The organism is Streptomyces paromomycinus (assembly GCF_003865155.1).
GTDB classification, from domain to species: domain Bacteria; phylum Actinomycetota; class Actinomycetes; order Streptomycetales; family Streptomycetaceae; genus Streptomyces; species Streptomyces chrestomyceticus.
The window spans coordinates 7257069-7283556 of the sequence record NZ_BHZD01000001.1; the positions used below are offsets into that span (position 1 = coordinate 7257069).

Annotated in this window: 30 protein-coding genes; 23 read left to right on the top strand and 7 right to left on the bottom strand. The window is 72.3% G+C overall.

The genetic code is table 11. The features are described from left to right. Nucleotides 1–102: 102 nt before the first annotated feature. The 3 genes from ybaK to OEIGOIKO_RS31310 form a co-directional block, all read right to left on the bottom strand. The gene (gene ybaK, locus OEIGOIKO_RS31300; RefSeq protein ID WP_125056851.1) at nt 103–633 is read right to left on the bottom strand and encodes a Cys-tRNA(Pro) deacylase; all 531 of its coding nucleotides are present in this window, start codon (nt 631–633) and stop codon (nt 103–105) included. A gap of 81 nt (nt 634–714) precedes the next feature. Continuing rightward, nucleotides 715–1536 (bottom strand): LON peptidase substrate-binding domain-containing protein, encoded by an 822-nt coding sequence (locus tag OEIGOIKO_RS31305; RefSeq protein WP_125056852.1) that lies wholly within the window; start codon nt 1534–1536, stop codon nt 715–717. Nucleotides 1537–1849: 313 nt separating this feature from the next. Continuing rightward, entirely contained in the window at nt 1850–3415 is a 1566-nt protein-coding gene (locus OEIGOIKO_RS31310; RefSeq protein WP_050510420.1) for a hypothetical protein, read from the bottom strand. 377 nt (nt 3416–3792) lie between these two features. On the opposite strand from OEIGOIKO_RS31310, the gene hisD reads away from it, so the two are divergent. The 10 genes from hisD (at nt 3793) to OEIGOIKO_RS31355 (ending at nt 10763) form a co-directional block, all read left to right on the top strand. Next, on the top strand, nt 3793–5115 hold the full coding sequence (hisD, locus tag OEIGOIKO_RS31315) for a histidinol dehydrogenase (RefSeq protein WP_125056853.1): 1323 nt from the start codon (nt 3793–3795) through the stop codon (nt 5113–5115). Nucleotides 5116–5123: 8 nt separating this feature from the next. Beyond that, nucleotides 5124–6239 carry a histidinol-phosphate transaminase gene (locus OEIGOIKO_RS31320; protein ID WP_125056854.1) on the top strand — a complete coding sequence of 372 codons (1116 nt, stop codon included), beginning with the start codon at nt 5124–5126 and terminating at the stop codon, nt 6237–6239. Further along, the gene (gene hisB, locus OEIGOIKO_RS31325; protein ID WP_003984418.1) at nt 6236–6829 is read left to right on the top strand and encodes an imidazoleglycerol-phosphate dehydratase HisB; all 594 of its coding nucleotides are present in this window, start codon (nt 6236–6238) and stop codon (nt 6827–6829) included. Before OEIGOIKO_RS31320 ends, hisB begins: the two co-directional genes overlap by 4 nt. After that, complete coding sequence (locus OEIGOIKO_RS41900; RefSeq protein WP_030679859.1) at nt 6826–6990, top strand: hypothetical protein; 165 nt, start codon at nt 6826–6828, stop codon at nt 6988–6990. Before hisB ends, OEIGOIKO_RS41900 begins: the two co-directional genes overlap by 4 nt. Next, the gene (gene hisH, locus OEIGOIKO_RS31330; RefSeq protein ID WP_125056855.1) at nt 6981–7634 is read left to right on the top strand and encodes an imidazole glycerol phosphate synthase subunit HisH; all 654 of its coding nucleotides are present in this window, start codon (nt 6981–6983) and stop codon (nt 7632–7634) included. Before OEIGOIKO_RS41900 ends, hisH begins: the two co-directional genes overlap by 10 nt. An 11-nt stretch (nt 7635–7645) precedes the next feature. Further along, complete coding sequence (gene priA / locus OEIGOIKO_RS31335) at nt 7646–8371, top strand: bifunctional 1-(5-phosphoribosyl)-5-((5-phosphoribosylamino)methylideneamino)imidazole-4-carboxamide isomerase/phosphoribosylanthranilate isomerase PriA (protein WP_125056856.1); 726 nt, start codon at nt 7646–7648, stop codon at nt 8369–8371. Next, on the top strand, nt 8368–8763 hold the full coding sequence (locus OEIGOIKO_RS31340; protein ID WP_031003947.1) for a RidA family protein: 396 nt from the start codon (nt 8368–8370) through the stop codon (nt 8761–8763). Before priA ends, OEIGOIKO_RS31340 begins: the two co-directional genes overlap by 4 nt. After that, nucleotides 8760–9515 carry an imidazole glycerol phosphate synthase subunit HisF gene (gene hisF / locus OEIGOIKO_RS31345; protein WP_125056857.1) on the top strand — a complete coding sequence of 252 codons (756 nt, stop codon included), beginning with the start codon at nt 8760–8762 and terminating at the stop codon, nt 9513–9515. Before OEIGOIKO_RS31340 ends, hisF begins: the two co-directional genes overlap by 4 nt. 102 nt (nt 9516–9617) lie before the next feature. After that, nucleotides 9618–9827, top strand: coding sequence for a hypothetical protein (locus OEIGOIKO_RS31350; protein ID WP_125056858.1), 210 nt, complete (start codon nt 9618–9620; stop codon nt 9825–9827). A 168-nt stretch (nt 9828–9995) separates the two neighbouring features. Next, entirely contained in the window at nt 9996–10763 is a 768-nt protein-coding gene (locus tag OEIGOIKO_RS31355; RefSeq protein ID WP_174857250.1) for a M23 family metallopeptidase, read from the top strand. A 16-nt stretch (nt 10764–10779) separates the two neighbouring features. Here the strand turns inward: OEIGOIKO_RS31355 and OEIGOIKO_RS31360 are convergent, their stop codons facing one another. The 3 genes from OEIGOIKO_RS31360 to OEIGOIKO_RS31370 are packed head-to-tail and all read right to left on the bottom strand — an operon-like array spanning nt 10780 to nt 14188. Further along, nucleotides 10780–11526 carry a succinate dehydrogenase/fumarate reductase iron-sulfur subunit gene (locus OEIGOIKO_RS31360; protein WP_125056859.1) on the bottom strand — a complete coding sequence of 249 codons (747 nt, stop codon included), beginning with the start codon at nt 11524–11526 and terminating at the stop codon, nt 10780–10782. Beyond that, nucleotides 11523–13481, bottom strand: coding sequence for a fumarate reductase/succinate dehydrogenase flavoprotein subunit (locus tag OEIGOIKO_RS31365; protein ID WP_125056860.1), 1959 nt, complete (start codon nt 13479–13481; stop codon nt 11523–11525). Before OEIGOIKO_RS31365 ends, OEIGOIKO_RS31360 begins: the two co-directional genes overlap by 4 nt. 2 nt (nt 13482–13483) lie before the next feature. After that, a complete protein-coding gene (locus tag OEIGOIKO_RS31370) occupies nt 13484–14188 on the bottom strand; it encodes a succinate dehydrogenase cytochrome b subunit (protein WP_125056861.1) in 705 nt (234 codons plus the stop codon). Nucleotides 14189–14283: 95 nt separating this feature from the next. Here OEIGOIKO_RS31370 and OEIGOIKO_RS31375 point away from each other — a divergent pair, with 95 nt between their 5' ends. From OEIGOIKO_RS31375 to OEIGOIKO_RS31400, 6 genes are all read left to right on the top strand, one after another. After that, a complete protein-coding gene (locus tag OEIGOIKO_RS31375; RefSeq protein ID WP_125056862.1) occupies nt 14284–15186 on the top strand; it encodes a LysR family transcriptional regulator in 903 nt (300 codons plus the stop codon). Between the two features lie 276 nt (nt 15187–15462). Further along, nucleotides 15463–16029, top strand: a complete 567-nt coding sequence (locus OEIGOIKO_RS31380; protein WP_125056863.1) for a phosphoribosyltransferase family protein — start codon at nt 15463–15465, stop codon at nt 16027–16029. Nucleotides 16030–16160: 131 nt separating this feature from the next. Beyond that, nucleotides 16161–17129 (top strand): PLP-dependent cysteine synthase family protein, encoded by a 969-nt coding sequence (locus tag OEIGOIKO_RS31385; RefSeq protein WP_174857251.1) that lies wholly within the window; start codon nt 16161–16163, stop codon nt 17127–17129. Continuing rightward, nucleotides 17126–17824 (top strand): YggS family pyridoxal phosphate-dependent enzyme, encoded by a 699-nt coding sequence (locus OEIGOIKO_RS31390; protein ID WP_125056865.1) that lies wholly within the window; start codon nt 17126–17128, stop codon nt 17822–17824. The genes OEIGOIKO_RS31385 and OEIGOIKO_RS31390 overlap by 4 nt, the downstream gene beginning before the upstream one ends. 9 nt (nt 17825–17833) lie before the next feature. After that, nucleotides 17834–18769, top strand: a complete 936-nt coding sequence (locus OEIGOIKO_RS31395; protein ID WP_125056866.1) for an EamA family transporter — start codon at nt 17834–17836, stop codon at nt 18767–18769. Continuing rightward, nucleotides 18750–20006 carry an ATP-grasp domain-containing protein gene (locus OEIGOIKO_RS31400; protein WP_125056867.1) on the top strand — a complete coding sequence of 419 codons (1257 nt, stop codon included), beginning with the start codon at nt 18750–18752 and terminating at the stop codon, nt 20004–20006. Before OEIGOIKO_RS31395 ends, OEIGOIKO_RS31400 begins: the two co-directional genes overlap by 20 nt. Nucleotides 20007–20052: 46 nt before the next feature. Here OEIGOIKO_RS31400 and OEIGOIKO_RS31405 read toward each other — a convergent pair whose 3' ends face one another. Further along, nucleotides 20053–20685: a TIGR03085 family metal-binding protein gene (locus tag OEIGOIKO_RS31405; protein WP_125056868.1), complete on the bottom strand. Its 633-nt coding sequence runs from the start codon at nt 20683–20685 to the stop codon at nt 20053–20055. 366 nt (nt 20686–21051) lie between these two features. Between OEIGOIKO_RS31405 and hisI the strand changes: the two genes are divergently transcribed. From hisI to trpM, 7 genes are all read left to right on the top strand, one after another. After that, complete coding sequence (gene hisI, locus OEIGOIKO_RS31410) at nt 21052–21417, top strand: phosphoribosyl-AMP cyclohydrolase (protein WP_125056869.1); 366 nt, start codon at nt 21052–21054, stop codon at nt 21415–21417. Between the two features lie 10 nt (nt 21418–21427). After that, the gene (locus OEIGOIKO_RS31415) at nt 21428–22951 is read left to right on the top strand and encodes an anthranilate synthase component I (RefSeq protein ID WP_125056870.1); all 1524 of its coding nucleotides are present in this window, start codon (nt 21428–21430) and stop codon (nt 22949–22951) included. 107 nt (nt 22952–23058) lie between these two features. Next, on the top strand, nt 23059–23712 hold the full coding sequence (locus tag OEIGOIKO_RS31420) for a TIGR02234 family membrane protein (protein ID WP_125056871.1): 654 nt from the start codon (nt 23059–23061) through the stop codon (nt 23710–23712). A gap of 87 nt (nt 23713–23799) precedes the next feature. After that, nucleotides 23800–24045: an HGxxPAAW family protein gene (locus OEIGOIKO_RS31425; protein ID WP_125056872.1), complete on the top strand. Its 246-nt coding sequence runs from the start codon at nt 23800–23802 to the stop codon at nt 24043–24045. Nucleotides 24046–24511: 466 nt separating this feature from the next. After that, the gene (locus OEIGOIKO_RS31430; protein WP_307721267.1) at nt 24512–24874 is read left to right on the top strand and encodes a DUF2752 domain-containing protein; all 363 of its coding nucleotides are present in this window, start codon (nt 24512–24514) and stop codon (nt 24872–24874) included. A gap of 321 nt (nt 24875–25195) precedes the next feature. After that, a complete protein-coding gene (trpC, locus tag OEIGOIKO_RS31435; RefSeq protein WP_125056874.1) occupies nt 25196–26005 on the top strand; it encodes an indole-3-glycerol phosphate synthase TrpC in 810 nt (269 codons plus the stop codon). Between the two features lie 6 nt (nt 26006–26011). After that, nucleotides 26012–26245, top strand: coding sequence for a tryptophan biosynthesis modulator TrpM (gene trpM / locus OEIGOIKO_RS43180; protein ID WP_125056875.1), 234 nt, complete (start codon nt 26012–26014; stop codon nt 26243–26245). The last annotated feature ends 243 nt before the right edge of the window (nt 26246–26488 follow it).

The following is a 26488-nucleotide window of genomic DNA, read 5'->3' on the forward strand; positions in this document are numbered from 1 at the left end:
GGAGGACGGGGCAGGCGTAAAGGCCCGGCGTCGTGACGGGCGGGGCGTACGGGGCACATCCGGCCGTGCGCGGCAGGGCGTACGGCGCGTGGGGCGCTGCCCTCAGGCGCGCGCGATGTCCGCGAGCGTCGCTTCCGTGAGCGTCTGGAGGTCGGCGGGGGACAGTTCGACCTCCAGGCCGCGGCGGCCGGCCGACACGCACACCGTCTCGTGGACGGCCGCCGACGCGTCGAGCACCGTACGCAGGCGCTTGCGCTGGCCGAGCGGGGAGATGCCGCCGCGTACGTAGCCGGTGCTGCGTTCCGCGGCGGCCGGGTCGGCCATCGCGGCGCGTTTGCCGCCGGCCGCGGCGGCCAGGGCCTTGAGGTCGAGGGAGCCGGAGACCGGTACGACGGCGACGGTCAGCGCGCCGTCCACCTCGGCTAGCAGCGTCTTGAAGACCTGGTCGGGAGAGACCCCGAGCGCCTCGGCGGCCTCCTCGCCGTAGGAGGCGGCGGCCGGGTCGTGCTCGTACGCGTGGAGGGTGAAGTCGACGCCCGCCTCGGTGAGGGCGACCGTCGCCGGGGTGCCGCCGGCGCCGGCGGGCTGCTTCCCGTTCTTCGGCTGCTTGGTCCGCTTCGGCTTCTTGGACATGATCGTCGCGCCTCGGCTCGCTCGTAAGGTCGTCGGTACGGGTACGGGTACGGGGTGGCGGAGGGGGCGATGCCCCCGCGCTTAGTTGGGGCTGGTCGGGTGGCGGGTCAGGTCCACCGCGGGCAGCGACGGGAGCTTACCGATCACCGCGGTCTCCTGGCGAAGGAGTTTCAGCTCCTGCGTGAGCCGGGCCGCGACGTCCGGCGCCTCCAGGAGCCGCTGCTTGGCCGGGATGTCGAGCACGGCGGCGGCCGCCACCAGGTACGACAGCACCGACGGTTCGCCGGGCAGGTCCTGGCCGCCGGCGAGCGTGCGCTCGTTCGCCCAGGCCAGCCGCTTCTGGTAGGTGCGGAAGGCCCGTACGACACCGGAGGCCAGCGCGCCGGCGCCCTCGCCCTCGGCCTCCGCCAGCTCCTCCACCTCGCCCATCAGGTACGGGCCCGAGGCGTCCACCGACAGCAGCGTGAAGCGGGTGGTGCCGGTGGCCAGCACCTCGTACCCGGAGGCGTCGGCCCCGGCGCCGGGGGAGAGCGCCGCGTCCGCGGCGGCCTCGGCGCCCTCGTCGGAGGCGAGGGCCGAACCGGGGGCGCCGCTCTTCTCCCGGATGGTGGCTGCGTCGGCCACGCACCCCACGGTGTGGAAGGCGCTGATCGGGTTGGGGCCGAAACCGGCGCCGGGACCGTCGGCGGGCAGCGCGGTGCTGTCCGGCAGGCCGGGGGCGGAGGGCGCCACCTCGCGGCCGTCGCGGATCGCGACGACCCCGAAGCGGCGTTCGTCTTCGGGCAGGGCGAGGAGGTCGCGCATCATCGCCCGGTACCGCGCCTCGAAGACGTTGAGCGGGAGGACGAGTCCCGGGAACAACACCGAGTTCAGCGGGAAGAGCGGTAGGCGCACGGAGGTCACAGCCCGTAAGCCTAGAGCCTGTGGAGACGGGAGTGGTTCGCGGCCCGCGATCCGGGACGCGAGGGGTAGGGGAGGGCGGGCCCTGTTTTGGCGGCGTACGGCCTCGGATCAGCCCCTGAACGGGGCCGGACCGGTGCCGGGCCGATGCCGGAGCGGTACCGCGCCGGTCCCGGTGCCCCGCCCCGCTCCGCGCGCCCCTGCGCCCGGGCCCGCGCCCCTGCGCCCCGGGTCAGCTTCCCGCGCCCTCGCGCCCGGCTCGGCTCCCCCGCGCCCCGGCCCAGCTCTCCGCACCCCCGCGCCCGCCGCACCCCCGCTACTGCCGCCGCAGCAGCCGCGACGCGCCCGCCGCGACCGTCGTCGCCAGCACCCACCCGGCCAGGATCATGACCGCGGCGACCCACTGGGAGCCGCCGTCCGGTTTCCACGACGAGCCCTGGTAGAGATCGATCACCGGCAGCAGCAGGTCGAGGGAGTAGAGGTACGGGTTCCAGGGCGGCGCCTCGCCGGGCTTGAGGGCCGGGGGCGGGGACTGGGCGAAGTACACCGTGCCGAGGGCCCACAGGATCGCCATCCACACCGCGGCCCGCCCCGGCCGGTAGCCGTACGCCACCGTCCAGTCCTGGAGGACGCCCCACAGCTTGGCGGCCAGCGGCAGCGTCTCGCGCCGCCGTCGCTGCTTGGCGAGCAGCACCTCGCGCGCGTCGGAGTCCTCGCCGCTGCCGCGCAGGGCGGTGGCGAGCATCTCGTAGGGCTCCGGCGCGTACTCCGGCGTGGCGGCGGCCACCCACTCCAGCCGCCGGGACAGCGGGAAGTGGCCGCGCGGGATGAGCGTCTCGTAGTTGAAGCCCGCCATCCACAGGCCGCCGAGGCCGGGCCAGCTCGCCGCCTTGTCGACCAGGTTGACGACCCGCGCGCCGGAGAGGATGACCCGTCCGCGCTGCGGCCGCTCGCCCAGGAAGCGCAGCTCCGGCGTCTGGATGCGGCGCAGCGACAGCTCCTGGTCGGCCTCCATGATGAAGCGGGCCTGTTCGAAGTCGACGGCGTCGCCGAAGCGCCCGTCGTCCAGCCGCATGCCGCCCTCGCACTCGAAGCGCTGCATGCGGGTGCCGCGGGTGGGGGTGTGGGCGATGCCGTACGGGGGCGTGGCGGTGGTGCTGGAGAACGGCGAGCTGGCCAGGCCGGCGCCGGTCAGGTACAGGGTGCGCTCGACCGTCATCTGGGGGGCGTTCAGGGCGCGCCGCCCGTACGGATTGCTCAGCCGGCTGCCGCGCAGACTCAGCGACACGCCGATCGTCGCGCCGCGCAGCGACAGCTCGCCGTAGGACTCCATCATCTCGGCCTGGAGGTCCTGGGCGACGGTGAGCCCGTCCGCCATGACCGAGCGGCCCTGCCGGTCCTTGTGCACCACCGTCTGGTTGAGCAGCAGGTCCGTACCGATGTGCGCGTCCGTCAGACGGATGCCGGAGCGGACGACGCAGCGCGGCAGGTGCAGGTCGCCTTCGGTGTGCAGCCGGGCCGCCTCGACCCGGGGGATCGCGCAGCCGACCATGCGCAGAGTGGTGAAGCGGCTCTCGGGCAGGACGACCTCGTTCTGGAAGCGGCAGTCGCGCAGCTCCACGAATGGCTTGATCGTGCCGCCCGCAAGGTCGAGAGTGTCGGTGATGTACGCACCCGCCAGTTTCAGCGCGGAGACCCGTCCGGGCTGCGCGGGCGGCCCTTCCAGGAGCAGGAGCGCGACGATACGGGCGCGCACCCGCCGCTCCGGGCCCCACCGGAACTGCCCGTGCGGGTCGTCCCTGGCCGGGTCGCCGGTGCGCAGGTCGCAGGTACTGCCGTTGCGGAACGCCTGCCACAGGCTCCACTCGGCAGGGTTCAGCATCAGCGCCGCGGGTGCGTCGCCCTCCTCCGGCGTGGCCACCGTGCCTTCCCCCTTTCACCGCTCCCCCGAGCGGGTCCGTACGGTCCCGCGTCCGCGGGGCCCGCGTCCAACCGTTTCTGCACGCCGCCCGCCCGCTGCCGCCTGCCGCCCCGTCCGCCGTGTACGGACTCCCGTGCGTCCGCCCCGTCACTCCGTACGCCCGTACGAACCACATGCCCACTGCGTGACCGTGTGAACACGGAAAGTGAGGGCGGGTTCGAGGCGGTCCGCGGCGCGCCGGGGCTCGCGGTCCGACCGGCCCCGTACGGGCCCGGTGCTGTGTATCACCGACTGATACGGGCGCTCGGGCCCGGGAACGGGTCTGAGACACTGGAGGGGTGATCTCCCGAATCGATCTGCGCGGTGACGCCCTCCCCGAGGGCGCCGCCCTGCGCGACCTGCTGCCCCGTGCCGAGTTCGACGTGGAAGCCGCCCTGGAGAAGGTGCGGCCCATCTGCGAGGACGTGCGCCATCGTGGGACGGCCGCGCTGATCGAGTACGCCCATCGGTTCGACGGGGTCGCCATCGAGCGCGTACGCGTGCCCGCCGAGGCGCTTCAGCGGGCGCTCGCGGAGCTGGACCCGGCCGTCCGGGCCGCCCTGGAGGAGTCGATCCGGCGCGCCCGGATCGTCCACCGCGAGCAGCGCCGCACGGACGTCACCACCAAGGTCGTCCCCGGCGGCACGGTCACCGAGCGCTGGGTCCCGGTCGAGCGCGTCGGCCTGTATGTACCCGGTGGCCTGGCGGTCTACCCGTCCTCCGTGGTCATGAACGTGGTCCCCGCGCAGGAGGCGGGCGTCGAAGGCGTCGCCGTCACCTCCCCGCCGCAGGCGGAGTTCGGCGGCCTGCCGCACCCGACGATCCTCGCCGCCTGCGCCCTGCTCGGCGTGGACGAGGTGTACGCGGCCGGCGGCGCCCAGGCGATCGCCATGTTCGCGTACGGCACCGAGGAGTGCCGCCCGGTCAACCTGGTCACCGGCCCCGGCAACATCTACGTCGCCGCCGCCAAGCGCCTGCTCAAGGGCCGGATCGGCATCGACGCCGAGGCCGGGCCCACCGAGATCGCGGTCCTCGCGGACGCCACCGCCGACGCCGCGCACGTCGCCGCCGACCTGATCAGCCAGGCCGAGCACGACACGCTGGCCGCCGCCGTCCTGGTCACCGACTCGGCCGAACTGGCCGCCGCCGTCGAGACCGAGCTGAAGACCCAGGTGGCCGCCACGAAGCACACCGAGCGGATCAGCACCGCGCTGGGCGGGCAGCAGTCCGCGATCGTGCTGGTGGACGGCGTGGACGAGGGACTGAAGGTGGTCGACGCGTACGGCGCCGAGCACCTGGAGATCCAGACCGCCGACGCGGCCGCCGTCGCCGCCCGGGTGCGCAACGCCGGCGCGATCTTCGTCGGCCCGTACGCGCCCGTCTCGCTCGGCGACTACTGCGCCGGCTCCAACCACGTCCTGCCCACCGGCGGCTGCGCCTGCCACTCCTCGGGCCTGTCCGTCCAGTCCTTCCTGCGCGGCATCCATGTCGTGGACTACAGCCGCGACGCGCTGGCCGAGGTCGCCCACCATGTGGTGACCCTCGCCGAGGCCGAGGACCTCCCGGCCCACGGCGCGGCGCTGAAGGCCAGGTTCGACTGGAAGATCCCGCAGGGCAAGTGAGCGAGCACGTGACGAAGATCGACGACCTCCCCATCCGGGACGAGCTGCGCGGCAAGTCCCCGTACGGCGCGCCCCAGCTGGACGTCCCCGTACGCCTGAACACCAACGAGAACCCGTACCCGCTGCCGGAGCCGCTGGTGCGGCGGATCGCCGAGCGGGTCACCGAGGCGGCCCGCGAGCTGAACCGCTACCCCGACCGGGACGCGGTCGAGCTGCGCACCGAACTGGCCGCCTACCTGACGCGCACCGGCGGCCACGAGGTCACGACGGCCCATGTCTGGGCCGCCAACGGCTCCAACGAGGTCATCCAGCAGCTTCTCCAGACCTTCGGCGGCCCCGGCCGTACCGCCATCGGCTTCGAGCCGTCGTACTCGATGCACGGCCTGATCTCACGCGGCACCGGCACCGGCTGGATCTCCGGCCCGCGCAACGACGACTTCACCATCGACGTCGAGGCGGCCGTGGCGGCCATCGGCGAGCGGCGGCCCGACGTGGTCTTCGTCTGCTCGCCCAACAACCCCACCGGCACCGCCGTCGCCGCCGAAACGGTTCTCGCGCTGTACGAGGCCGCGCAGGCGGCCCGCGCCGACACCGGCGGCGCGCTGGTCGTCGTGGACGAGGCGTACGGCGAGTTCAGCCACCGCCCCTCGCTGCTCCCGCTGATCGAGGGCCGCCCCAACCTGGTCGTCTCGCGCACCATGTCCAAGGCGTTCGGCGCCGCCGGCCTGCGCCTGGGCTACCTGGCCGCCGACCCCGCCGTGGTCGACGCCGTCCAGCTCGTCCGCCTGCCGTACCACCTCTCGGCCGTCACCCAGGCCACCGCGCTCGCCGCGCTGGAGCACACCGACACGCTCCTGAAGTACGTCGAACAGCTCAAGGCGGAGCGCGACCGGCTGGTGGACGAGCTGCGCGCGGCCGGCTGCGAGGTGGTCGACTCCGACGCCAACTTCGTCCAGTTCGGCTCGTTCGAGGACCAGCACGCCTTCTGGCGGGCCCTCCTCGACCAGGGCGTCCTGGTCCGTGACAACGGCGTACCGGGCTGGCTGCGGGTCACCGCGGGAACCCCCGCCGAGAACGACGCGTTCCTCGACGCGGTCCGTGCAGTACTGAAGGAGAACCGATGAACCGCGTTGGGCGCGTGGAGCGCACCACGAAGGAGACCTCGGTGCTGGTCGAGATCGATCTCGACGGCACCGGCCAGGTCGATGTGTCGACAGGCGTCGGCTTCTACGACCACATGCTCGACCAGCTCGGCCGGCACGGTCTGTTCGACCTCAAGGTCAAGACCGACGGCGACCTGCACATCGACACCCACCACACCATCGAGGACACCGCCCTCGCGCTGGGTGCCGCCTTCAAGCAGGCCCTCGGTGACAAGGTCGGCATCTACCGCTTCGGCAACTGCACCGTCCCGCTGGACGAGTCGCTGGCCCAGGTGACCGTCGACCTCTCCGGCCGCCCGTACCTGGTGCACACCGAGCCGGAGAACATCGCGCCGATGATCGGCACGTACGACACCACGATGACCCGGCACATCCTGGAGTCCTTCGTCGCGCAGGCGCAGATCGCCCTGCACGTCCACGTCCCGTACGGGCGCAACGCCCACCACATCGTGGAGTGCCAGTTCAAGGCGCTGGCCCGCGCGCTGCGCTACGCCAGCGAGCGCGACCCGCGCGCCGCCGGCATCCTCCCGTCCACCAAGGGAGCGCTGTGAACGGTCTGTCCACCGTCTTCATCGTCCTCGGCCTCTTCCTGCTCGGCGGGCTCTACTCCTTCTGGAAGCAGGGCATGGGCAAGAGCGTCCTCGTCCTGCTGGGCATCGGCTCGGCGATGTGCCTGGTCGCCGGCATTCTCCGTCTGGATGTGTGGAATTGAGTACCGCGCCCGCGAAGAAGGTCGTGGTATTTGACTACGGCTTCGGCAACGTCCGCTCCGCCGAGCGCGCCCTCGCCCACGTCGGCGCCGACGTGGAGATCACCGGTGACTACGACAAGGCCATGAACGCCGACGGCCTGCTCGTCCCCGGCGTGGGCGCCTTCGCCGCCTGCATGAAGGGCCTGCGCGAGGCCCGCGGCGACTGGGTCATCGGCCGCCGCCTGTCCGGCGGGCGCCCCGTCATGGGCATCTGCGTCGGTATGCAGATCCTCTTCTCGCGCGGCATCGAGCACGGCGTGGAGACCGAGGGCCTGGACGAGTGGCCCGGCACGGTCGGCCCGCTCAAGGCCGACGTGGTCCCGCACATGGGCTGGAACACGGTGCAGGCGCCGGAGGGCACCCGCCTCTTCGACGGCCTGCCCGCCGACGCCCGCTACTACTTCGTGCACTCCTACGCCGTACGCGACTGGGAGCTGGAAGTCGGCAACCCCAACATGCGCGCGCCCCAGGTCACCTGGGCCACGCACGGCGAGCCGTTCGTGGCCGCCGTCGAGAACGGCCCGCTGTGGGCCACCCAGTTCCACCCCGAGAAGTCCGGCGACGCCGGCGCCCAGCTGCTGTCCAACTGGACCAAGACCCTCTAGGACCCTCCGCGATGAGCAAGCTCGAACTCCTCCCCGCCGTCGACGTCCGCGACGGCCAGGCGGTCCGCCTCGTGCACGGCGAGTCCGGCTCCGAGACGTCCTACGGCGATCCGCTGCAGGCCGCGCTGGCCTGGCAGCAGGCGGGCGCCGAGTGGCTGCACCTGGTCGACCTCGACGCGGCGTTCGGCACCGGCGACAACCGCGCGCAGATCGCCGAGGTCGCCAAGAGCATGGACATCAAGGTCGAACTGTCCGGCGGCATCCGCGACGACGCCTCCCTGGAGGCCGCGCTGGCCACCGGCTGCAAGCGGGTCAACCTCGGTACGGCCGCGCTGGAGACCCCCGAGTGGGTCGCCAAGGTCATCGCCGAGCACGGCGACAAGATCGCGGTCGGCCTGGACGTCCGCGGCACCACGCTGCGCGGCCGCGGCTGGACCCGCGACGGCGGCGACCTCTACGAGACGCTGGCCCGCCTGGACTCCGAGGGCTGCGCCCGCTACGTCGTCACCGACATCAACAAGGACGGCACTCTCCAGGGCCCCAACCTGGAGCTGCTGCGGGGCGTCTGCGCCGCGACCGACAAGCCGGTCGTCGCGTCCGGCGGCGTCTCCTCCCTTGACGACCTCCGCGCGATCGCCACCCTGGTACCGGAAGGCGTCGAAGGCGCCATTGTCGGCAAGGCGCTCTACGCCAAGGCGTTCACCCTGGAAGAGGCATTGGAGGCCGTGTCGTCATGACCATCGAGCGCGCGCAGACCGACAGTCCCTGGGAAGAGATCATCGGCTTCGCGCGCGCCGTGGCGGCCGGCGACCGCGTCCTGGTCGCCGGCACGATGCCACTGGTCGACGGCGTGCTGTACGGGGAGGGCGACCCGTACGAACAGACGAAGGTCGCCTTCTCCAACGCGCTGGTGGCCCTGGAGCCGTTCGGGCTCGGGGCCGGTTCGGTCATCCGCACCCGGATGTACCTGACCCACGCGCGGGACGTGGACGAGGCGGCCCGCGCCCACAAGGAACTCTTCGACGCCGTACGGCCCGCCGCGACCCTGGTCGTGGTCTCCGGCTTCGCCGACTCGCGCGTACTGGTCGAAGTCGAACTCGAAGCATTCAGAGAGGCCACGAGCACATGACCCTGGCGGTCCGAGTCATCCCCTGCCTGGACGTGGACAACGGCCGGGTCGTCAAGGGCGTCAACTTCAAGAACCTCCGCGACGCCGGCGACCCCGTCGAAATGGCCAAGGTCTACGGCCAGGAAGGCGCCGACGAGCTGACCTTCCTCGACATCACGGCCTCCTCCGGCAACCGCGAGACCACCTACGACGTGGTCCGCCGCACCGCCGAGCAGGTCTTCATCCCCCTCACGGTCGGCGGCGGCGTCCGCACCCCGGAGGACGTCGACAAACTGCTGCGCGCCGGCGCCGACAAGGTCGGCGTCAACACCGCCGCCATCGCCCGCCCCGACCTGATCCGCGAGATCGCCGAACGCTTCGGCAGCCAGGTCCTGGTCCTGTCCGTCGACGCCCGCCGCACGGAGACCGGCTCCTTCGAGGTCACCACGCACGGCGGCCGCCAGGGCACCGGCATCGACGCCGTCGAGTGGGCCCACCGCGCCGCCGAACTGGGCGCCGGCGAGATCCTCCTGAACTCCATGGACGCCGACGGCACCAAGGACGGCTACGACACGGAGATGATCGCCGCCGTCCGCAAGCACGTCACGGTCCCGGTCATCGCCAGCGGCGGCGCGGGCCGCCTGGCCGACTTCCCCCCGGCGGTCGAGGCCGGCGCGGACGCGGTGCTGGCCGCGTCCGTCTTCCACTTCGGTGATCTGCGGATCGGCGAGGTGAAGGAGACGCTGCGGGGGGCGGGGCATCCGGTGCGGTGAGCCGGCCGGCAGGACCCTGGACGGGTGGAACGCGCGTGCACCAGGTCACCCGTTCCGGCTGTGCGGCGGCGAGTCCGCCGGTGGCCGCCCTAGCCTGAGGTCATGCCTGCGATCACGGTTGAGCTCACCGAGGAAGAACTGGCCGGACTGCGTGCCGAGGCCGAGAAATCGGGTCTCTCGGTCGAGCGCCTGGCGTACGGCATCGTCCGCGGCGGTGTCGCACGCCGAAGGCAGCAGCGGCGTACCGCCGAGTGCCAGGCCCGTAGCGGCGACACCGGTCCGTTCGGGACGGGCCACGTTGCGCCCGAGTGACGGAAAGGGAACGTGACCGTGACTGCGAAGGGCCGGAACCCCGGCGCGTAACGGGCCTATCGGGACAGCCGCTGCCCGATTCCCCCGTGGTGCTTGTGTTCATGGACGGGGCCTCCCTACCGTGCTGGCGTTCGGATCCCGGATGCCCACCGGAAGGACGCCCCCGTGATGATGTTCTCCCCGACCGGCCGTCACCGAGCACCCCGTCGCCGCAGCGGTGCCGGGCGATTACTCACCCGCGCCTCGACCGCGGCCGCCACCCTCGCGCTGCCGGTCGTCGGCGCGTCCGTCGCCTCCGCCGCGGACGGCGGGACGTACACCGTCGCCCCCGGTGACAGTCTCTCCGGGATCGCCGCCAAGCAGGGGGTGAAGGGCGGCTGGACGAAGCTGTACGCGAGCAACCGCTCGGCGGTCGGCGGTGATCCTGACCTGATCAAGGTCGGTACGAAACTGAAGCTGGGCGGTCCGGCCGTGGCCCCGCAGCGGCGCGCCTCCCGGACCGCCGAGCGGCCCGCCGTGCGCGCCGCGTCCGGTGACGCCGTGCGGCCCGTCAGGGGCGGCACGCTCACCGCCGGGTTCGGGGCCGGTGGCGGCCACTGGGCCAACGGGCACACGGGGCAGGACTTCGCCGTACCCGTCGGCACCGCCGTCCGCGCCGCCCGCGGCGGGACCGTCGTGAAGGCGGGCTGGGGCGGTGCGTACGGGTACGAGGTCGTCGTCCGGCATCACAGCGGGTCGTACACGCAGTACGCGCACCTGTCGCAGATCCGGGTGCCGGTGGGCGCCACCGTCGGCGCCGGTGAGCGCATCGGGCGGTCCGGCGCCACCGGCAACGTCACCGGACCGCATCTGCACTTCGAGGTGCGGGCCACACCGAACTACGGGTCGGCGGTCGACCCGATGGCCTGGCTGCGCCGGCACGGGGCGTTCGACTAGGCGGTGGCTTTCCGCGTCAGCGCCTGCCCTTGCGGGCCGCCCGGACGTACTCGCGGTTCATCTTGGTGATGCTGAACAGCGGGATGCCCTTCGGGCAGGCGGTGGCGCACTCCCCGGCGAGGGTGCAGCCGCCGAAGCCCTCGTCGTCCATCTGACCCACCATGTCCAGCACCCGGGTCTCGCGTTCGGGCGTGCCCTGCGGGAGGACGTTGAGGTGGTTGACCTTCGCCGAGGTGAACAGCATCGCCGAGCCGTTCGGGCAGGCCGCCACGCACGCGCCGCAGCCGATGCACTCCGCGTGTTCGAAGGCGGAGTCCGCGTCCGGCTTCGGTACGGGCGTGGCGTGCGCCTCGGGGGCGGCGCCGGTCGGTGCGGTGATGTAGCCGCCGGACTGGATGATCCGGTCGAACGCGGACCGGTCGACGACCAGGTCCCGTACGACGGGGAAGGCCGCCGCACGCCACGGTTCGACGTCGATGGTGTCGCCGTCCTTGAAGGACCGCATGTGCAGCTGGCAGCTGGTGGTGCGCTCCGGGCCGTGCGCGTCGCCGTTGATGACCAGGCTGCACGCGCCGCAGATGCCTTCGCGGCAGTCGTGGTCGAAGGCGACCGGGTCGTCGCCCTTGAGGATGAGCTCCTCGTTGAGGGTGTCGAGCATCTCCAGGAAGGACATGTCGGGGGAGATGCCGTCCACGTCGTAGGTGGACATGCCGCCGTCGGCGTCGGCGTTCTTCTGCCGCCAGACGCGCAGGGTGAGCTTCATGCGTAGCTCCGCTGGGTGGGGTGGACGTACTCGAAGACCAGGTCTTCCTTGTGCAGGACGGGCGCGGCGCCGGTGCCGGTGAACTCCCAGGCGGCGGCGTAGGAGAACGTCTCGTCGCGGCGTTCGGCCTCGCCGTCGGGGGTCTGCGACTCCTCGCGGAAGTGGCCGCCGCAGGACTCTTCGCGGTGCAGCGCGTCCAGGCACATCAGCTCGGCCAGCTCCAGGTAGTCGACGATGCGGTTGGCCTTCTCCAGCGACTGGTTGAACTCTTCACCGGTGCCGGGCACCTTGATGCGCCGCCAGAACTCGTCGCGGATCTGCGGAATGCGGTCGAGCGCCTTGCGCAGGCCGGTTTCCGTACGGGCCATGCCGCACAGTTCCCACATCAGCTCGCCCAGTTCGCGGTGGAAGGAGTCGGGGGTGCGGTCGCCGTCGACGGACAGGAGGAGGTTGAGCTGGTCCTCCGTCTCGGCCAGGGCTTCCTGGACGGCGGGGTGGTCGGCGGTGATCTCGTCGTGGTGGGGGTTGCGGGCCAGGTAGTCGTTGATGGTGGACGGCAGGACGAAGTAACCGTCGGCGAGGCCTTGCATGAGGGCGGATGCGCCGAGCCGGTTGGCGCCGTGGTCGGAGAAGTTGGCCTCCCCGACGGCGAACAGGCCGGGCACGGTGGTCTGGAGGTCGTAGTCGACCCACAGTCCGCCCATCGTGTAGTGCACGGCGGGGTAGATCCGCATCGGGACCTCGTAGGGGTTCTCCGCGGTGATCCGCTCGTACATGTCGAAGAGGTTGCCGTACTTGTCCTCGACGGCCTTGCGGCCCATCCGGGCGATGGCGTCGGCGAAGTCCAGGTAGACGCCCTGGCCGCCGGGGCCGACTCCGCGTCCCTCGTCGCACACATTTTTGGCGGCGCGGGAGGCGATGTCGCGGGGGACGAGGTTGCCGAAGGAGGGGTAGATCCGCTCCAGGTAGTAGTCGCGTTCCGCTTCGGGGATCTCGGCGGGCGGCCGAGTGTCGCCCTTGGCCTTCGGGACCCAGATGCGGCCGTCGTTGCGCAGCGACTCGCTCATCAGCGTCAGCTTGGACTGGTGGTCGCCGGTGCGCGGGATGCAGGTGGGGTGGATCTGGGTGAAGCAGGGGTTGGCGAAGTAGGCGCCGCGCCGGTGGGCGCGCCAGATGGCGGTGGCGTTGGAGTTCATGGCGTTGGTCGACAGGTAGAAGACGTTGCCGTAGCCGCCGGAGGCGAGGACCACGGCGTCCGCGAAGTACGTGTCGATCCGGCCGGTGATCAGGTCACGGGCCACGATGCCGCGGGCCCGGCCGTCCACGACGATCAGGTCCAGCATCTCCGTACGCGGGTGCATCTCCACGTTGCCGGCGGCGATCTGCCGGGAGAGCGCCTGGTAGGCGCCGAGCAGCAGCTGTTGTCCGGTCTGGCCGCGGGCGTAGAAGGTACGGGAGACCTGGACGCCGCCGAAGGAGCGGGTGTCGAGGAGGCCGCCGTACTCCCGGGCGAACGGCACGCCCTGGGCCACGCACTGGTCGATGATCTCCACGGAGATCTGCGCCAGGCGGTGCACATTGGACTCGCGCGCCCGGAAGTCGCCGCCCTTGACGGTGTCGTAGAACAGGCGGTGCACGGAGTCGCCGTCGTTGCGGTAGTTCTTCGCGGCGTTGATGCCGCCCTGCGCGGCGATCGAGTGGGCGCGGCGCGGGGAGTCCTGGTAGCAGAACTGGACCACGTGGTAGCCCTGCTCGGCGAGGGTGGCGCCCGCCGAGCCGCCGGCCAGGCCGGTGCCGACGACGATGACGGTGTGCTTGCGGCGGTTGGCCGGGTTGACCAGCTTGGCCTGGAAGCGGCGGGTGTCCCAGCGCTCGGCGACCGGGCCCTCGGGCGCCTTGGTGTCGGCGACCGGTTCCCCGGTCCGGTAATCGGTGTACGGACGGTACTCGGTCATGGTCAGCTCACTGCTCCGGTCACGACGGCCACCGGTACGGCGACGAAGCCCGCCGTCAGCACCAGGGCGAGGAGGTTGGCGACGGTCTTGAGCACCCGGTCGCGGGCGGCGCTGCCGACGCCCAGCGTCTGCGCGGCGCTCCAGAACCCGTGCCGGACGTGCAGGCCGAGGGCGAGCATCGCCACGATGTAGAGCGTGGTGACGGGCCAGCGGTCGAAGGAGGCGATCAGGTTCTGGTACGGGTGTCCGGCCTCGGCCCGCGGGTTCACCGTCAGCGTCGTCAGGTCCAGGATGTGCCAGACGATGAACAGGGCGAGGATGACGCCGCCCCAGCGCATGGTGCGGGTCGCGTAGCTCTGCCGCGGCTTCTTGTGCACGTACTTGCTCGGCCGCGCCCTGATGTCGCGGCGGCTGAGCTGGAAGGCGGCCACGCCGTGGGTCAGTACGGCGGCCAGCAGCACCACCCGGGCGATCCACAGGAACCACTCGTGGTGCAGGAAGGGTTCGCCGACGGTCCGCAGCCAGTGCGCGTACCCGTTGAACTCGTCGGAGCCGAAGAAAATCTTGAGGTTGCCCAGCATGTGCGCGACCAGGTACAGCAGCATCACCACGCCGCTGACCGCCATCGCGGTCTTCTTGCCGACGGTCGAGCGCCACAGCAGGCCCGCGAAGGACGGCCGTCGTTCCGTCCGGGTGTCCAGTGCCATGAGTCCCGACGGTAAGGACCGGCCGGGCCATCAGTCCAAGACATGGTCCGGCTCATCTCCATAGGCTCTCTCTATCGACGCCTATCATCGGCCGTATGCAGCCCCAGCAGCTCCGCTACTTCGTGGCGGTCGCCGACACCCGCCACTTCACCCGCGCCGCCGAGCGCGAGCACGTCGCGCAGCCCTCTCTCTCGCAGCAGATCAAGGCTCTGGAACGGGAGCTGGGCGCCGATCTGTTCCACCGGGCGCGCGGCCACATCACCCTCACCGACGCGGGCCGGACCCTGCTGCCGCTGGCCCGGCGCATCCTCGCCGACACCGAGACCGCCCGGCGCGAGGTGCAGGAGGTCGCGCAGCTCAGACGCGGCCGGCTGCGGCTCGGCGCGCCGCCCAGCCTGTGCGCGAGCCTGGTGCCGGACGTGCTGAGCGTCTTCCATGCCGCCTATCCGGGCGTGGAACTGGTCGTCCACGAGGACGGTTCGCAGGATCTCGTACGCGTCCTGGCAGCCGGTGAGCTGGACCTCGCCCTCATCATCACGCCCCTGCCCGAGCAGGCCCCGGCGCTGGCCACCGCCGAACTGCTGCGCGAGGAACTGGTCGTGGTCTCCGCGCCGGACCGCCCGGCCCCGGTGGGCGGCGGCCGGCGGATGCGCGTGGAGGATCTGCGGGACCGGCCGCTGGCGATGTTCCGGCGCGGCTACGACCTGCGGGAGTTCACCACGGCGGCGTGCCGGGCGGCCGGGTTCGAGCCGGTGTTCACGGTGGAGGGCGGCGAGATGGACGCGGTACTGGGCTTCGTACGGGCGGGACTGGGCGTCGCGGTCGTGCCCAGCATGGTCGCCGAACGCTCGGGACTGCGCGTCACCCGCTTCGCGACGCGGGGCATGCACCGGGTGATCTCGGTGGCGCACCGGGGGGACGTCTCGCCGCCGCGGGCCGCCCGGGAGCTGCGGCGGATACTGCTGACGCAGCTGGGGCTGGAGCGGCCGGGCGACTGACGCGAACATGGCGCGCCGACGACCCCGCCGGGGCCCGGGTAAAGGGCGCTTTTCAGCCATACGGCCGAGAAGATACGCGCCCCCACCCGGGGTGCCGCCCAGGTGACAGGGGGCGCGAACCGGCGCGAGGCACAGTGGTCCCAACGAGAACAGGCTGTTTCCGGGCACAATCCAGGGCGACCATTGCCTTTTCTACCTTTGCGGCGGTAAAAAAGCTGCACTTGCCGAACAACGGCACAGCAATGGGCGCCACGGGGGAAAGGCACAGGAAAGCCGATGTTGCTGGAAGAGGTTTACGCGGGTGCGCCGACCGTCAAATCGGGGCGGCATATCACCACCGTCAATGAATTCACCGACCAGTCACCCGCGCTCCGCCCGGAAGTGCTCGCGGAGGCGACCAGCCGGCTGATCGAACTGGGCAGTTTCGAGACCGGGAAGATCTTGGTCGAGGAGGACAAGGGCGCGATTCTCGGCGGCGCGGTGTCGCTGGCCGTCGGGCTGCCGCTCGCCGTCGCCCGCTGGTACACCTACGACCTGAGCGGGCACGGCATCTCGGTGCCGCTGGACAGCGAGTACTTCGCGGGCACGCTCTACGTCAACGGCGTCGAGCCGGGCGACCGGGTGACGATCGTCGACGACACCATCAGCACCGGCGGCACCCTGATCGCCCTGATCGAGGCCGTCCGGGCGGCCGGTGCCCGGGTGGAGGAAGTCCTGGTGGCGGTGGAGAAGCCGGAGAACGGCGGCCGGCAGCGGGTCGCCGAGCGCTTCGGCATCCAGGTCCGCTCGGTCATCCGCATCGCGGTCGACCCGGAGTCCGGGCGCGTGGCCGTCCTGGGCTGACCGCCGCACGGGACCGCCGCACGGGGAACGCCGCCGCACGCCCTCGCGCCGCGCGTCCCCCCTTTCCGTACGCATGCTCTTCCGTACGCATGCCGGAACACCACCGTTCACACCCGCCCGAGGAGTTTCGTGTGAGCACGACCAGCCCCGGCGCCGAGACCGGCCGCACACCGTTGTACGAACTGCGCCACATCGCCGAACCCGGAGCCGCCCGCATATTCGCGAAATGCGAATTCCGTAATCCCACCGGAAGTCACAAGGACCGGGTCTTCTCCTACATGATCGATGAACTGGAGCAGGCCGGAACGATCAGTCCCGGAATGACCTTGGTCGAATGTTCGACCGGAAATGGCGGCGCCGCGCTCTCCCGGGTCGGCGCCCAACGCGGATACCGCATTGTCGTCATCATGCCGGAAGGCATGACCGAAGAACGCCGGAAACAGATCGCCTCCTGGGGCGGCACGGTCGTCGAGACCTCCGCCGACGGCTTCCTGCTGGAGGGCGAGGAGACCGCCCGCCGGTACGTGGCCGAACACCTCGGCAGCCACTTCCTCGACCAGTCCACCAACCAGCTCAACTGGCGCGCCTGGCGCTCCTGCGGTCGCGAACTCGTCGCCGACCTGCGCGCGGCGGGCGAGACGCCCGGCCACTTCATCTGCTCCATCGGCACCGGCGGCACCTTCACCGGCATCGCCGACGTCCTCAAGAGCGCCCACCCCGCCCTGCGCACCTGGGCCGTCGAGGTGGACCGCTCGGCCGCCCTGTACGCCAAGCGGCACGGCCTGCCCTTCGAGCACCACAGCCACAACATGATGGGCCTGGGCCCGGGCAAGGTACCGGCCAACCTGCGCGAGGAACTCGTCGACGAGGTCGAACTGATCACCGGCGACGACGGCTGGAACACCATGAAACGCCTCATCTCCGAGGAAGGGCTGCCCGTCGGGCCCACCGCCGGCGGCAACATCTTCGCCGCCCAGCGGCTGGCCAGGACCCTGCCGCCCGAAGAGATCGTGGTCACCGTGCTGTTCGACTCCGCCTGGAAGTACCTCAGCATCTGGGACGGCCGCTACGAGCAGTACGGGGCGGAGACGGACTCATGAACGCAGAGCAGCTGTCCACGGCGGAGCCGGACCTCGCGGCGCGCCTGGCCGCCGTCACCGCTCGCCTCGATCTGGCCTGTACGCGGGCCGGGGTGCCGCCCCGGGACGTACGGTTCGTCGCCGTCAGCAAGTTCCACGGCGCGCCCGCGATCGCCGCCACCCTGGAGGCCGGACACCGGCACTTCGGCGAGAGCCGGGTGCAGGAGGTCCAGGGCAAGTGGCCGCCCCTGCGGGAGCGCCACCCGGACGCCCGGCTCCACCTCATCGGCCCGCTCCAGACCAACAAGGCCGCGGCGGCCGTCCGCGCCTTCGACGTGCTGCACAGCGTGGACCGGCCGCGCCTGGCCGCGGCCCTGGCCGCCGCCATGGAGCGCACCGGGCGCCGCCCGGACTGCTTCGTGCAGGTCAATGTCGGCGGCGAACCGCACAAGAGCGGCGTGCCCGTCGCCGGGACGGACGCGTTCGTCAAGGAGTGCGTGGAGACCTACGGGCTGCCCGTAGTCGGCCTGATGTGCATCCCGCCCTACGGGGGCGACCCGCGCCCGCACTTCAGAACGCTGCGCACACTGGCTGCCGCGTCGGGCCTGCGGCAGCTCAGTATGGGGATGAGCGCCGACTTCGAGACCGCGGTGGCCGAAGGCGCGACCACGGTGCGGGTCGGCGAAGCGGTCTTCGGGCCGCGCCCGCGGCACTGAGGAGGTCCCGTGACCGCGCTGTTCGTCTTCAGTCTGTTCTCCGCCCTGGTGGACGTCTTCGCCTCCGAACGCCTGCAGCACGTGGACCCGGGGAGCGTGGCCGCGGTCGCCTTCACCCTGACCGGGGCGTTCTTCTGCCTGCTCACCGCCGTCCGGCTGCGCCCGGCCCGGCTGCTGGCCGTCGTCCGGACGCACGCCGCCGACCTCGTCGTCCTCAACATCACCACCGCCGTGACCTGGCTGACGCTCCTGTACGCCCTCAAGCTTCTGGAGCCGGCCGTCACCAACGTCGTGTCCATCGCCATCGGCCCCGCCTTCACCGTCCTCCTCCAGGCCCTGTGGTGGAAGCGGGACCGCGTCCTGCCCGGCGAGATCCTCTCCGCGGCCGGCATCCTGCTCACCCTGGCCGGACTGGTCTGGGCGTCGCTGGACGGCCGCAGCGGTGTCGGCGACCGGGCCGCCCTGGCCATGACACTGGGCCTGTGCGCCGCGGTCGTCTCCGGCGCCGGCGGGGCCGCCAACGTCGTCTTCTCCGCCCGCCTGGGTGCGGCCGGGGTCGACGTACCGACCGTCATGGGGCTGCGGTTCGGCCTGGTGGCGGCGGTCGGCTGGACGCTGGCGTCCTTCTCCGGGGCCGAGCAGCTGGGCCGGGCGCTGGTGCCGGGCGCGGTGGTGGCCGTCATCGGCGTGTCGATCCCCGCCTACCTGGTGCAGATCGGGGTGCGCAGGGTGACGCCGATGACCGCCTCCATGATCTGCGCGCTCGCGCCCGCCATGACCCTTCTCCTCCAGCTGGCCGACTCCCGGCTGACGTTCTCGGTGCCGTCGACCCTCGGCATCGCCGTGATCACCGTCTTCATCGCGATCGGGCTGCTGGCCCGCCGGGGCGCGCCCCCGGCCGCGGTGGCGCAGGAAAGCAGGATCCATGCAGTGTCTGATCGTTGACGCCTACTCCAGCGGCCGGTTCCTGCCCGCCGCCCTGGCCGGACTCGGCGTCAAGTGCGTCCATGTACAGAGCTCCCCGGCGCTTCCCTCCTACCTCCTGCGGACCTTCCCGCAGGACGCCTTCACCGAATGCCTGGTGCACGACGGCGACCTGGAGGCCCTGCTGGACGCGGTGCGCCCGGCCGCCCCCGCCTTCGTCCTGCCCGGCAACGAGAGCGGCGTCGACCTCGCCGACACCCTCGCCCGCCGCCTCGGCCTGCCCGGCAACGCCCCGGACGAGCGACGGGTACGGCGCGACAAGTACGACATGGCGATGGCCGTACGGGCCCACGGGCTGCGCGCCCCGGACACCCTGCGCACCTCCCGCTTCGACACCGCCCTCGGCTGGGCGCGGGCCCACGGCCGCTGGCCGCTGGTCGTCAAACCCGCCGACAGCGCGGGTACCGACAATGTCTTCTTCTGTGCCGACCCGGTCGAACTGTGCACTTCCTTCGGTCACATCCTCAGTTCGTCGAACATCCAGGGCAGCCGCAACAAGACCGTCGTCCTCCAGGAACGCCTGACGGGCACCGAGTACTTCGCCAACACCGTCAGCGTCGACGGCCGCCACCACATCGCCGAGATCTGGCGCTACCACAAGCGGCGCGGCCGCAGCGGGGCGGCGATCTACGACTACGAGGAGCCGCTGACCGCACATGACCCCGCTGCCGCCGCGCTCGCCCCGTACCTCCTGGGCGTCCTGGACGCGCTCGGCGTGCGGTGGGGGCCCGCGCACTCGGAGGTCATGCTGACCGACGAGGGGCCCGTCCTGATCGAGACCGGCGCCCGGCTGGCCGGCAGCATCCTGCCGCACGTGGTCAGCCGCTGTTTCGGCACCAACCACGTGGAGCTCACCGCCCTGGCCGGCAGCGACCCGGCGGCCTTCGCCGCCCGCACCGCCGTCCCGGCCGAGCCGCGCACCGGACTGCGCTACGTCTCGCTGATCTCCCCGTTCGCGGGGCGGCTGACGTCCCTGGACGGCTTCGAGCGGCTGCGCGAGCTGCCGTCGTACGCCGACCACCACCTCGGCGTCCGGGCCGGCGACTTCCTCAGCCCCACGGTGGACTCGGCGACGTCACCCGGCGTCTGCTACCTCCTCCACGAGGACGAGCGGCAGATCGAGACGGACTACCGGCGGCTGCGCGCGCTGGAACTCCAGGAGACGGGCGGGCTCTACGAGGTCGTCAGGGAACGGTGAACGCGGCGCCCGGAGGCCGGCTGACCGGTCTTCGGGCGCCGCCTGCCTACAGGCCCAGCCCGGCCTCCAGAACCTTGGCCACCGCGTCCTTGTCCCCGTCCAACCGCACATCCGCCACCGTCTGCCGTCCGAACGTGAACAGCAGCAGCTCGCCCGGCTCACCGGTGGCCGTGACGACCGGCGTACCCCGGTGGGCGACCGCCGTCCGGCCGTCCGGCCGCCGCAGCACCAGCCCCACCGGCGACTTGCGTCCCAGCAGCCGCGCCATCTTCTCCAGGCGCGACCACAGGGCGTCGGAGAACACCGGGTCCAGCTCACGCGGCGTCCAGTCGGGCTGCGCCCGCCGTACGTCCTCGGAGTGGACGAAGAACTCGACCGTGTTGGACGCCTCGTCGATCTGTTTCAGCGAGAACGGCGACAGCTTGGGCGGACCGGTCCTGACCAGCCGCAACAGCTCGTCGAACGGCTTCGCGGCGAACTCCCGCTGCACCCGCTCCAGGCGGCTCGCCAGCGGTTTGAGGAGCAGACCGCCGGCGGCGTCCGCCCGCCGCTCGCGCACCACGACGTGTGCGGCGAGATCCCGTGCGGTCCAGCCCTCGCACAGCGTCGGCCCCTCGGGTCCGGCACTCTCCAACAGGTCGGCAAGCAGCAGCCGTTCGCGCTTCGCATGGGTCGACATGGGCCCACCCTACGACCGGGGTGCGGCCGGTGCCACGGCGCCGCGCTCCGGCCACGACGTCAGGTATGTCCGGATGCGCGGCTCGATGCGCGGCCGGATGCCGGACTGCCGGGCGTCCTGGCCGTACGGCGTCAGCCCCGCAGCAACAGGACGACCGTGACCAGCACCCCGGCGGCGAAGACCGCGAACAGCACCGCCGCCGCGACCTTCGCCGTACGGTCGGCGTCCGGAGGCGGCGGCTGGCGGGTCATGGAGGCAGGATGCCGTACGCCACCCGCACCGCGCGCCGCCGGCGAAGCCCCGGCGCGGCAGCCCCGCCCGGACCGCCCGGCGCACCGGCCGTCCGGCGCACGGCACAATGGACACATGAGCAGCCGCGTCCTGAATTCCCAGCTCGACCCGGCCGTCGCCGCCCGCCTCAAGCGCGACGCCGACGGTCTGGTCCCCGCCATCGCCCAGCAGTACGACACCGGCGAGGTACTGATGCTCGGCTGGATGGACGACGAGGCGCTGCACCGCACGCTCACCACCGGCCGGTGCACGTACTGGAGCCGCAGCCGCCAGGAATACTGGGTCAAGGGCGACACTTCCGGACACGTCCAGCACGTGAAGTCCGTCGCCCTGGACTGCGACGCGGACACCGTCCTGGTCAAGGTCGACCAGGTCGGGGCGGCCTGTCACACCGGAGCCCGGACCTGCTTCGATGAGGATGTGCTCACCGAAGGGCAGTAGGCTCCGCGCCATGACCTCGGGAACCACCGGCACCGCCACGCCAGACCTGGAGAACTTCCGCGCGCTCACCAAGGACCGGCGGGTCATCCCCGTCACCCGGCGCCTGCTCGCCGACGGCGACACCCCGGTGGGCCTCTACCGCAAGCTGGCCGCCGAACGGCCGGGCACCTTCCTGCTCGAATCGGCCGAGAACGGCCGCACCTGGTCCCGGTATTCCTTCATCGGCGTCCGCAGCGCCGCCACCCTGACCGTGCGCGACGGGCAGGCCCACTGGCTGGGCACCCCGCCGGTCGGCATGCCCGCAGGCGGCGACCCGCTCGCCGCGCTCCGCGCCACCGTCGAGGCCCTCCACACCCCGCGCGACTTGATCGAGGGCCAGGGCCTGCCGCCCTTCACCGGCGGCATGGTCGGCTACCTCGGCTACGACATCGTGCGCCGGCTGGAGAAGATCGGCGACAGCACGTCGGACGACCTCGGCCTGCCCGAGCTGACCATGCTGCTCACCTCCGACCTGGCCGTACTGGACCACTGGAACGGCACGGTCCTGCTGATCGCCAACGCCATCAACCACAACGACCTGGACACCGGCGTGGACGAGGCGTACGCGGACGCCGTGGCCCGCCTGGACACGATGGCCTACGACCTGGCCCGCCCGGCCCAGGCGAGCGCCGCGGCCCTGCCGCCCTCCGAACTGCCCCCGTACACCGCGCAGTGGGGCGGCCCCGCCTACCAGGAGGCGGTCGAGGACGTGAAGGAGCGCATCCGCGCGGGCGACGCCTTCCAGGTGGTGCCCTCGCAGCGGTTCGAAACCGCCTGCACCGCCTCCGCGTTGGACGTCTACCGGGTGCTGCGGGCCACCAACCCCAGCCCGTACATGTACCTGCTCCGCTTCGAGGACGGCATCGACATCGTCGGCTCCAGCCCCGAGGCGCTGGTCAAGGTCGAGAACGGCCAGGCCACCCTGCACCCCATCGCGGGCACCCGGCCGCGCGGCGCGACCGTCCCGGAGGACCAGGCCCTCGCCGACGAGCTGATGGCCGACCCGAAGGAACGCGCCGAGCACCTGATGCTCGTCGACCTCGGCCGCAACGACCTGGGCCGGGTCTGCGAACCCGGCAGCGTCGAGGTCGTCGACTTCATGTCCGTCGAGCGCTACAGCCACGTCATGCACATCGTCTCCACCGTGACCGGGCGGCTGGCGCCCGGCCGTACCGCCTTCGACGTGCTCACCGCCTGCTTCCCCGCGGGCACCCTCTCCGGCGCCCCCAAGCCGCGCGCGATGCAGATCATCGAGGAGCTGGAGCCGACCCGGCGCGGACTGTACGGCGGCTGCGTCGGCTACCTGGACTTCGCCGGTGACTCCGACACCGCCATCGCGATCCGGACCGCGCTGCTGCGGGACGGCACCGCGTACGTCCAGGCCGGCGCGGGCGTCGTCGCGGACTCCGACCCGGTGGCGGAGGACACGGAGTGCCGCAACAAGGCGGCCGCCGTGCTGCGGGCCGTGCACACGGCCAACGGGCTGGGGGTCTGAGCAGGGCCTTCGGACCGGGGCCGTCGCCCCGGGCCTGAGCAGGGCGTTCGCGGGGCGGGGGGACCGCGCGGGGGAAGCGGGCGCGCCGCCTCCGTACAGTGGTGGGTGTGACTGCCGTAGACCCCTCCCGTACCGGCGCGACAGCGGCCTCGTCGGCCTCGCCGCCCAAGCCCGCACGCAGCGGCAAGAGCCTGGCCCTCGCGCTGATCGCCGGCGCGGCCGGCGCCGCCGTCGTGCTGCTGGCCTCCGGCCGCACCTGGGCGAAGGCCACCGCCGTCGTCGCCCAGGGGCAGCTGCCGCAGACCGCGTCGGGACAGGACGTCACGGGCGTGCCCGGGGCGCTCGCCATCGTCGGGCTGGCCGCCTTGGTCGCCCTCTTCGCCGTGCGCGGCGCGAGCCGGACGGTGGTGGCCGTGCTGCTCGCCCTCAGCGGCCTGGGCACCGTCGTCGGCGCGTACCTCGGCATCTCCGACACCGCCGCGCTCCGCGAGAAGGCGGCCACCGCGACCGGACTGTCGGACGCCGGCGTGCAGGACGTCTCGCACACCTTCTGGCCCTGGGTGGCGGTCGTCGGCGGCCTGCTGCTGCTGGTCGCGGGGGTGCTGGCACTGCTGTACGGGCGCCACTGGCCCGCGATGTCCGCGCGTTACGAGCGCGCCGGCGCGGCTCCCCGCAGCCCGCGCCGCTCCGCTGCAGCCGACCCGGACCGCCCGGAAGAGATGTGGAAGTCCCTGGACCGGGGCGAGGACCCGACCCGGTAGTGGCCGCACCCCGGCCATCGGGGACAATGGACCACGAGGGATCACCGCGCCCCGACTCAGGCGCGAAAAAAGCTACGAGGAGCACTCATGTCGAGCAGTGGCCACGGACACACTCCCGCCGCCTGGACCGGCGTCATCATCTCGTTCATCGGCTTCTGCGTCGCCGGCGCCTTCATCGTGCTGGCGAACGTGCCCGGCTTCTGGGCGGGCATGGTCCTGATCGGCCTCGGTGCCGTGGTGGGCGGCGTGATGCGCCTGGCCGGGATGGGCCAGGGCGGCAAGAAGGGCTCGACCGCCCACGGTCCGGCCAAGGTCCGGCCCCAGGAGGGCTGAGTCCCCGCCGGGCCCGGCCCGGCGACAGCGGATCCTACGACGGCGCGGCCTCGTGGCCCGTACGGAGAGGGTGCCCCCGTGGCACCACCCGTACGGTGGCCCGGGACCGCGCCGTTCACGCGTCCGGCGGGGTGGCGCGGTCGGTGCGGTCGGTGCAGTCGGCGTGGTCGGCGTGATCGATGCGGTCGGCGGTCAGGCGAGGCGTCGTGGGGTGTGCGACGGGCCGATGCGGGGCCGCCCAGCGCGGTTCCCGCCTGCCGCCCCCGGGTATTCCCCCGCCGGGGGGACGATCACGTTCGATTCGCCCCGTAGGACGGCCGCCGCCGCACCGGAGCCGGAACGGGCGCGGTGCGGTCGCCCGTACGGCTGCCGCCACGCTGCGTCCCCGCCCGCGCGGCCGCACAATCGCCACGTGAGTGAACCCGTGGCACCGGCCGTCCGGCGGCTGGCGGCGCCGCTCGGCGCCATGACGGCCGTCATCGCCTCCTTCGCCTTCGTGGGGCTCGTCGACCCCAACGAGCCCGGTCACTACCCGGCCTGCCCGCTGCTCGCCCTCACCGGCATCTACTGCCCGGCCTGCGGCGGACTGCGCAGCGCGCACGCCGTCGCGCACGGCGACCTCGCCACGGCCGCCGGTGCCAACGTGCTGGCAGTCGCCGGTTATGCGGCTTTCATGCTCTTCTGGGCGGTCTGGACCGTACGGGCGGCACGCGGGCTCCCGACGGTGGCTCCGCGGCCTGGAGCGGCGCACTGGTGGGCGCTGGCCGGGCTGCTGCTCGCCTTCACGGCCGTACGCAATCTTCCGGTCGGGGAGGGGTTGACTCCCTGACCGGCCCTGGCCGCCCGGGGCCGGGGCAGGTCGGGAAGGAGGGTTTTCCTCCGTTTCCGTACCGCCTCCGGACGCGGTACGGAGAGCCTGTCACGGCCTCTGGATCACGGCTGCGGAGATCGTTGCGGCGTGGCGCCGAAAGCTACCCTCACCTGCGACTTTCCCGTCCGCGGCGAGGCGTCTCCGTCCATCTGGTGGGACTGCCGTCAACCGGATGTGAGACCTTTGCCCCGCGCCGGATACCATCGGAGAGCCTGACGGGGTGACACTGCCCGGGAGGGCGACTGTCACCCTCCACCGCTCAAGAAGGAGGCCGCTCGCGTGAGTGTGCTCGACGAGATCATCGAGGGAGTCCGCGCCGACCTTGCCGAGCGGCAGGCGCGCGTCGGCCTCGACGAGCTCAAGGAGCGGGCCCTCAAGGCGCGCCCGGCCAAGGACGGAGTGGCGGCCCTCAAGGGCGACAGCGTCACGGTGATCTGCGAGGTCAAGCGCTCCAGCCCGTCGAAGGGCGCGCTCGCCGCCATCGCCGACCCGGCCGGCCTCGCCGCCGACTACGAGGCGGGCGGCGCGGCGGTCATCTCCGTACTGACGGAGCAGCGGAAGTTCGGCGGTTCGCTCGCCGACCTGGAGGCCGTCCGGGCCCGGGTCGACATCCCCGTCCTGCGCAAGGACTTCATCGTCACCGCCTACCAGCTGTGGGAGGCCCGCGCGTACGGCGCCGACCTGGCGCTGCTGATCGTCGCCGCGCTGGAGCAGGAGGCGCTGGTCTCGCTGATCGAGCGCGCCGAGTCGATCGGGCTGACGCCGCTGGTCGAGGCGCACGACGAGGAAGAGGTCCAGCGGGCCGTGGACGCCGGTGCGCGGATCATCGGGGTCAACGCCCGCAATCTGAAGACCCTTGAGGTCGACCGGGGGAACTTCGCGCGGATCGCGCCGGAGATCCCGGACCACATCGTCAAGATCGCCGAGTCGGGTGTGCGCGGGCCGCACGACCTGATCGCCTACGCCAACGAGGGCGCCGACGCCGTACTGGTCGGCGAGTCGCTGGTCACCGGCAAGGACCCGAAGACCGCCGTCGCCGACCTGGTCGCGGCCGGCTCGCACCCCGCCATCCGGCACGGACGGGCTTGACGCCCCATGGACACCGCCCGCCTCCACCGCCCCGGCCCGGGACCCCTCCCGGGGCCGGCCGGCGTGCTCGCCGCGGCCGGTGCCGCGCGCGATCCGCACGCGGCGCTGGGACGCGGGTGCCGTCCGCGCGGCTGCCGGGCGCCCGCCCGCCGGGTGCGTGGGCGGCGGGTCAGGTATCACATCGGCGCGGAGCCCGGCCAGATCAACGGCAGGCGATGGCGTCGTAACGGCGCGCTGTAGCCGCTCGTTGCCGGGCGTGGGCGATTGATCCCCGTACGGGGTTTCTGTCTCCGGTGCCCGCTCGTCCGCGCCGTGTCGCCCTCCGGCCTGTGTGCCGTGCCGCTCCGTCCCGCTGCTCCCTGCCGTGCCCGGCGGGGTGTCCCGGACGGGCCGTCCGCCCGCAGGTCGTGGCGTGCGCAGCGTTCCCGCGGCCCCGCCTCCGCCTTTCCGCCTCCACCTCGTCGTCGTGTGCCGCTCCGTGGC

Excerpts from the sequence above, each read along its gene's own strand:
- priA (WP_125056856.1), top strand. The coding sequence starts at position 7,646 with ATGAGCAAGCTCGAACTCCTCCCCGCCGTCGACGTCCGCGACGGCCAG.
- OEIGOIKO_RS31415 (WP_125056870.1), top strand. The coding sequence starts at position 21,428 with ATGACCTCGGGAACCACCGGCACCGCCACGCCAGACCTGGAGAACTTC.
- OEIGOIKO_RS31365 (WP_125056860.1), bottom strand. The coding sequence starts at position 13,481 with ATGACCGAGTACCGTCCGTACACCGATTACCGGACCGGGGAACCGGTC.
- OEIGOIKO_RS31310 (WP_050510420.1), bottom strand. The coding sequence starts at position 3,415 with ATGCTGAACCCTGCCGAGTGGAGCCTGTGGCAGGCGTTCCGCAACGGC.
- OEIGOIKO_RS31340 (WP_031003947.1), top strand. The coding sequence starts at position 8,368 with ATGACCATCGAGCGCGCGCAGACCGACAGTCCCTGGGAAGAGATCATC.
- hisI (WP_125056869.1), top strand. The coding sequence starts at position 21,052 with ATGAGCAGCCGCGTCCTGAATTCCCAGCTCGACCCGGCCGTCGCCGCC.
- OEIGOIKO_RS31390 (WP_125056865.1), top strand. The coding sequence starts at position 17,126 with ATGAACGCAGAGCAGCTGTCCACGGCGGAGCCGGACCTCGCGGCGCGC.
- OEIGOIKO_RS31430 (WP_307721267.1), top strand. The coding sequence starts at position 24,512 with ATGACGGCCGTCATCGCCTCCTTCGCCTTCGTGGGGCTCGTCGACCCC.
- OEIGOIKO_RS31380 (WP_125056863.1), top strand. The coding sequence starts at position 15,463 with ATGTTGCTGGAAGAGGTTTACGCGGGTGCGCCGACCGTCAAATCGGGG.
- OEIGOIKO_RS31425 (WP_125056872.1), top strand. The coding sequence starts at position 23,800 with ATGTCGAGCAGTGGCCACGGACACACTCCCGCCGCCTGGACCGGCGTC.
- hisB (WP_003984418.1), top strand. The coding sequence starts at position 6,236 with ATGAACCGCGTTGGGCGCGTGGAGCGCACCACGAAGGAGACCTCGGTG.
- OEIGOIKO_RS31355 (WP_174857250.1), top strand. The coding sequence starts at position 9,996 with ATGATGTTCTCCCCGACCGGCCGTCACCGAGCACCCCGTCGCCGCAGC.
- trpM (WP_125056875.1), top strand. The coding sequence starts at position 26,012 with ATGGACACCGCCCGCCTCCACCGCCCCGGCCCGGGACCCCTCCCGGGG.
- OEIGOIKO_RS31350 (WP_125056858.1), top strand. The coding sequence starts at position 9,618 with ATGCCTGCGATCACGGTTGAGCTCACCGAGGAAGAACTGGCCGGACTG.
- hisF (WP_125056857.1), top strand. The coding sequence starts at position 8,760 with ATGACCCTGGCGGTCCGAGTCATCCCCTGCCTGGACGTGGACAACGGC.
- OEIGOIKO_RS31400 (WP_125056867.1), top strand. The coding sequence starts at position 18,750 with ATGCAGTGTCTGATCGTTGACGCCTACTCCAGCGGCCGGTTCCTGCCC.
- OEIGOIKO_RS31360 (WP_125056859.1), bottom strand. The coding sequence starts at position 11,526 with ATGAAGCTCACCCTGCGCGTCTGGCGGCAGAAGAACGCCGACGCCGAC.
- OEIGOIKO_RS31370 (WP_125056861.1), bottom strand. The coding sequence starts at position 14,188 with ATGGCACTGGACACCCGGACGGAACGACGGCCGTCCTTCGCGGGCCTG.
- OEIGOIKO_RS31375 (WP_125056862.1), top strand. The coding sequence starts at position 14,284 with ATGCAGCCCCAGCAGCTCCGCTACTTCGTGGCGGTCGCCGACACCCGC.
- OEIGOIKO_RS31405 (WP_125056868.1), bottom strand. The coding sequence starts at position 20,685 with ATGTCGACCCATGCGAAGCGCGAACGGCTGCTGCTTGCCGACCTGTTG.
- ybaK (WP_125056851.1), bottom strand. The coding sequence starts at position 633 with ATGTCCAAGAAGCCGAAGCGGACCAAGCAGCCGAAGAACGGGAAGCAG.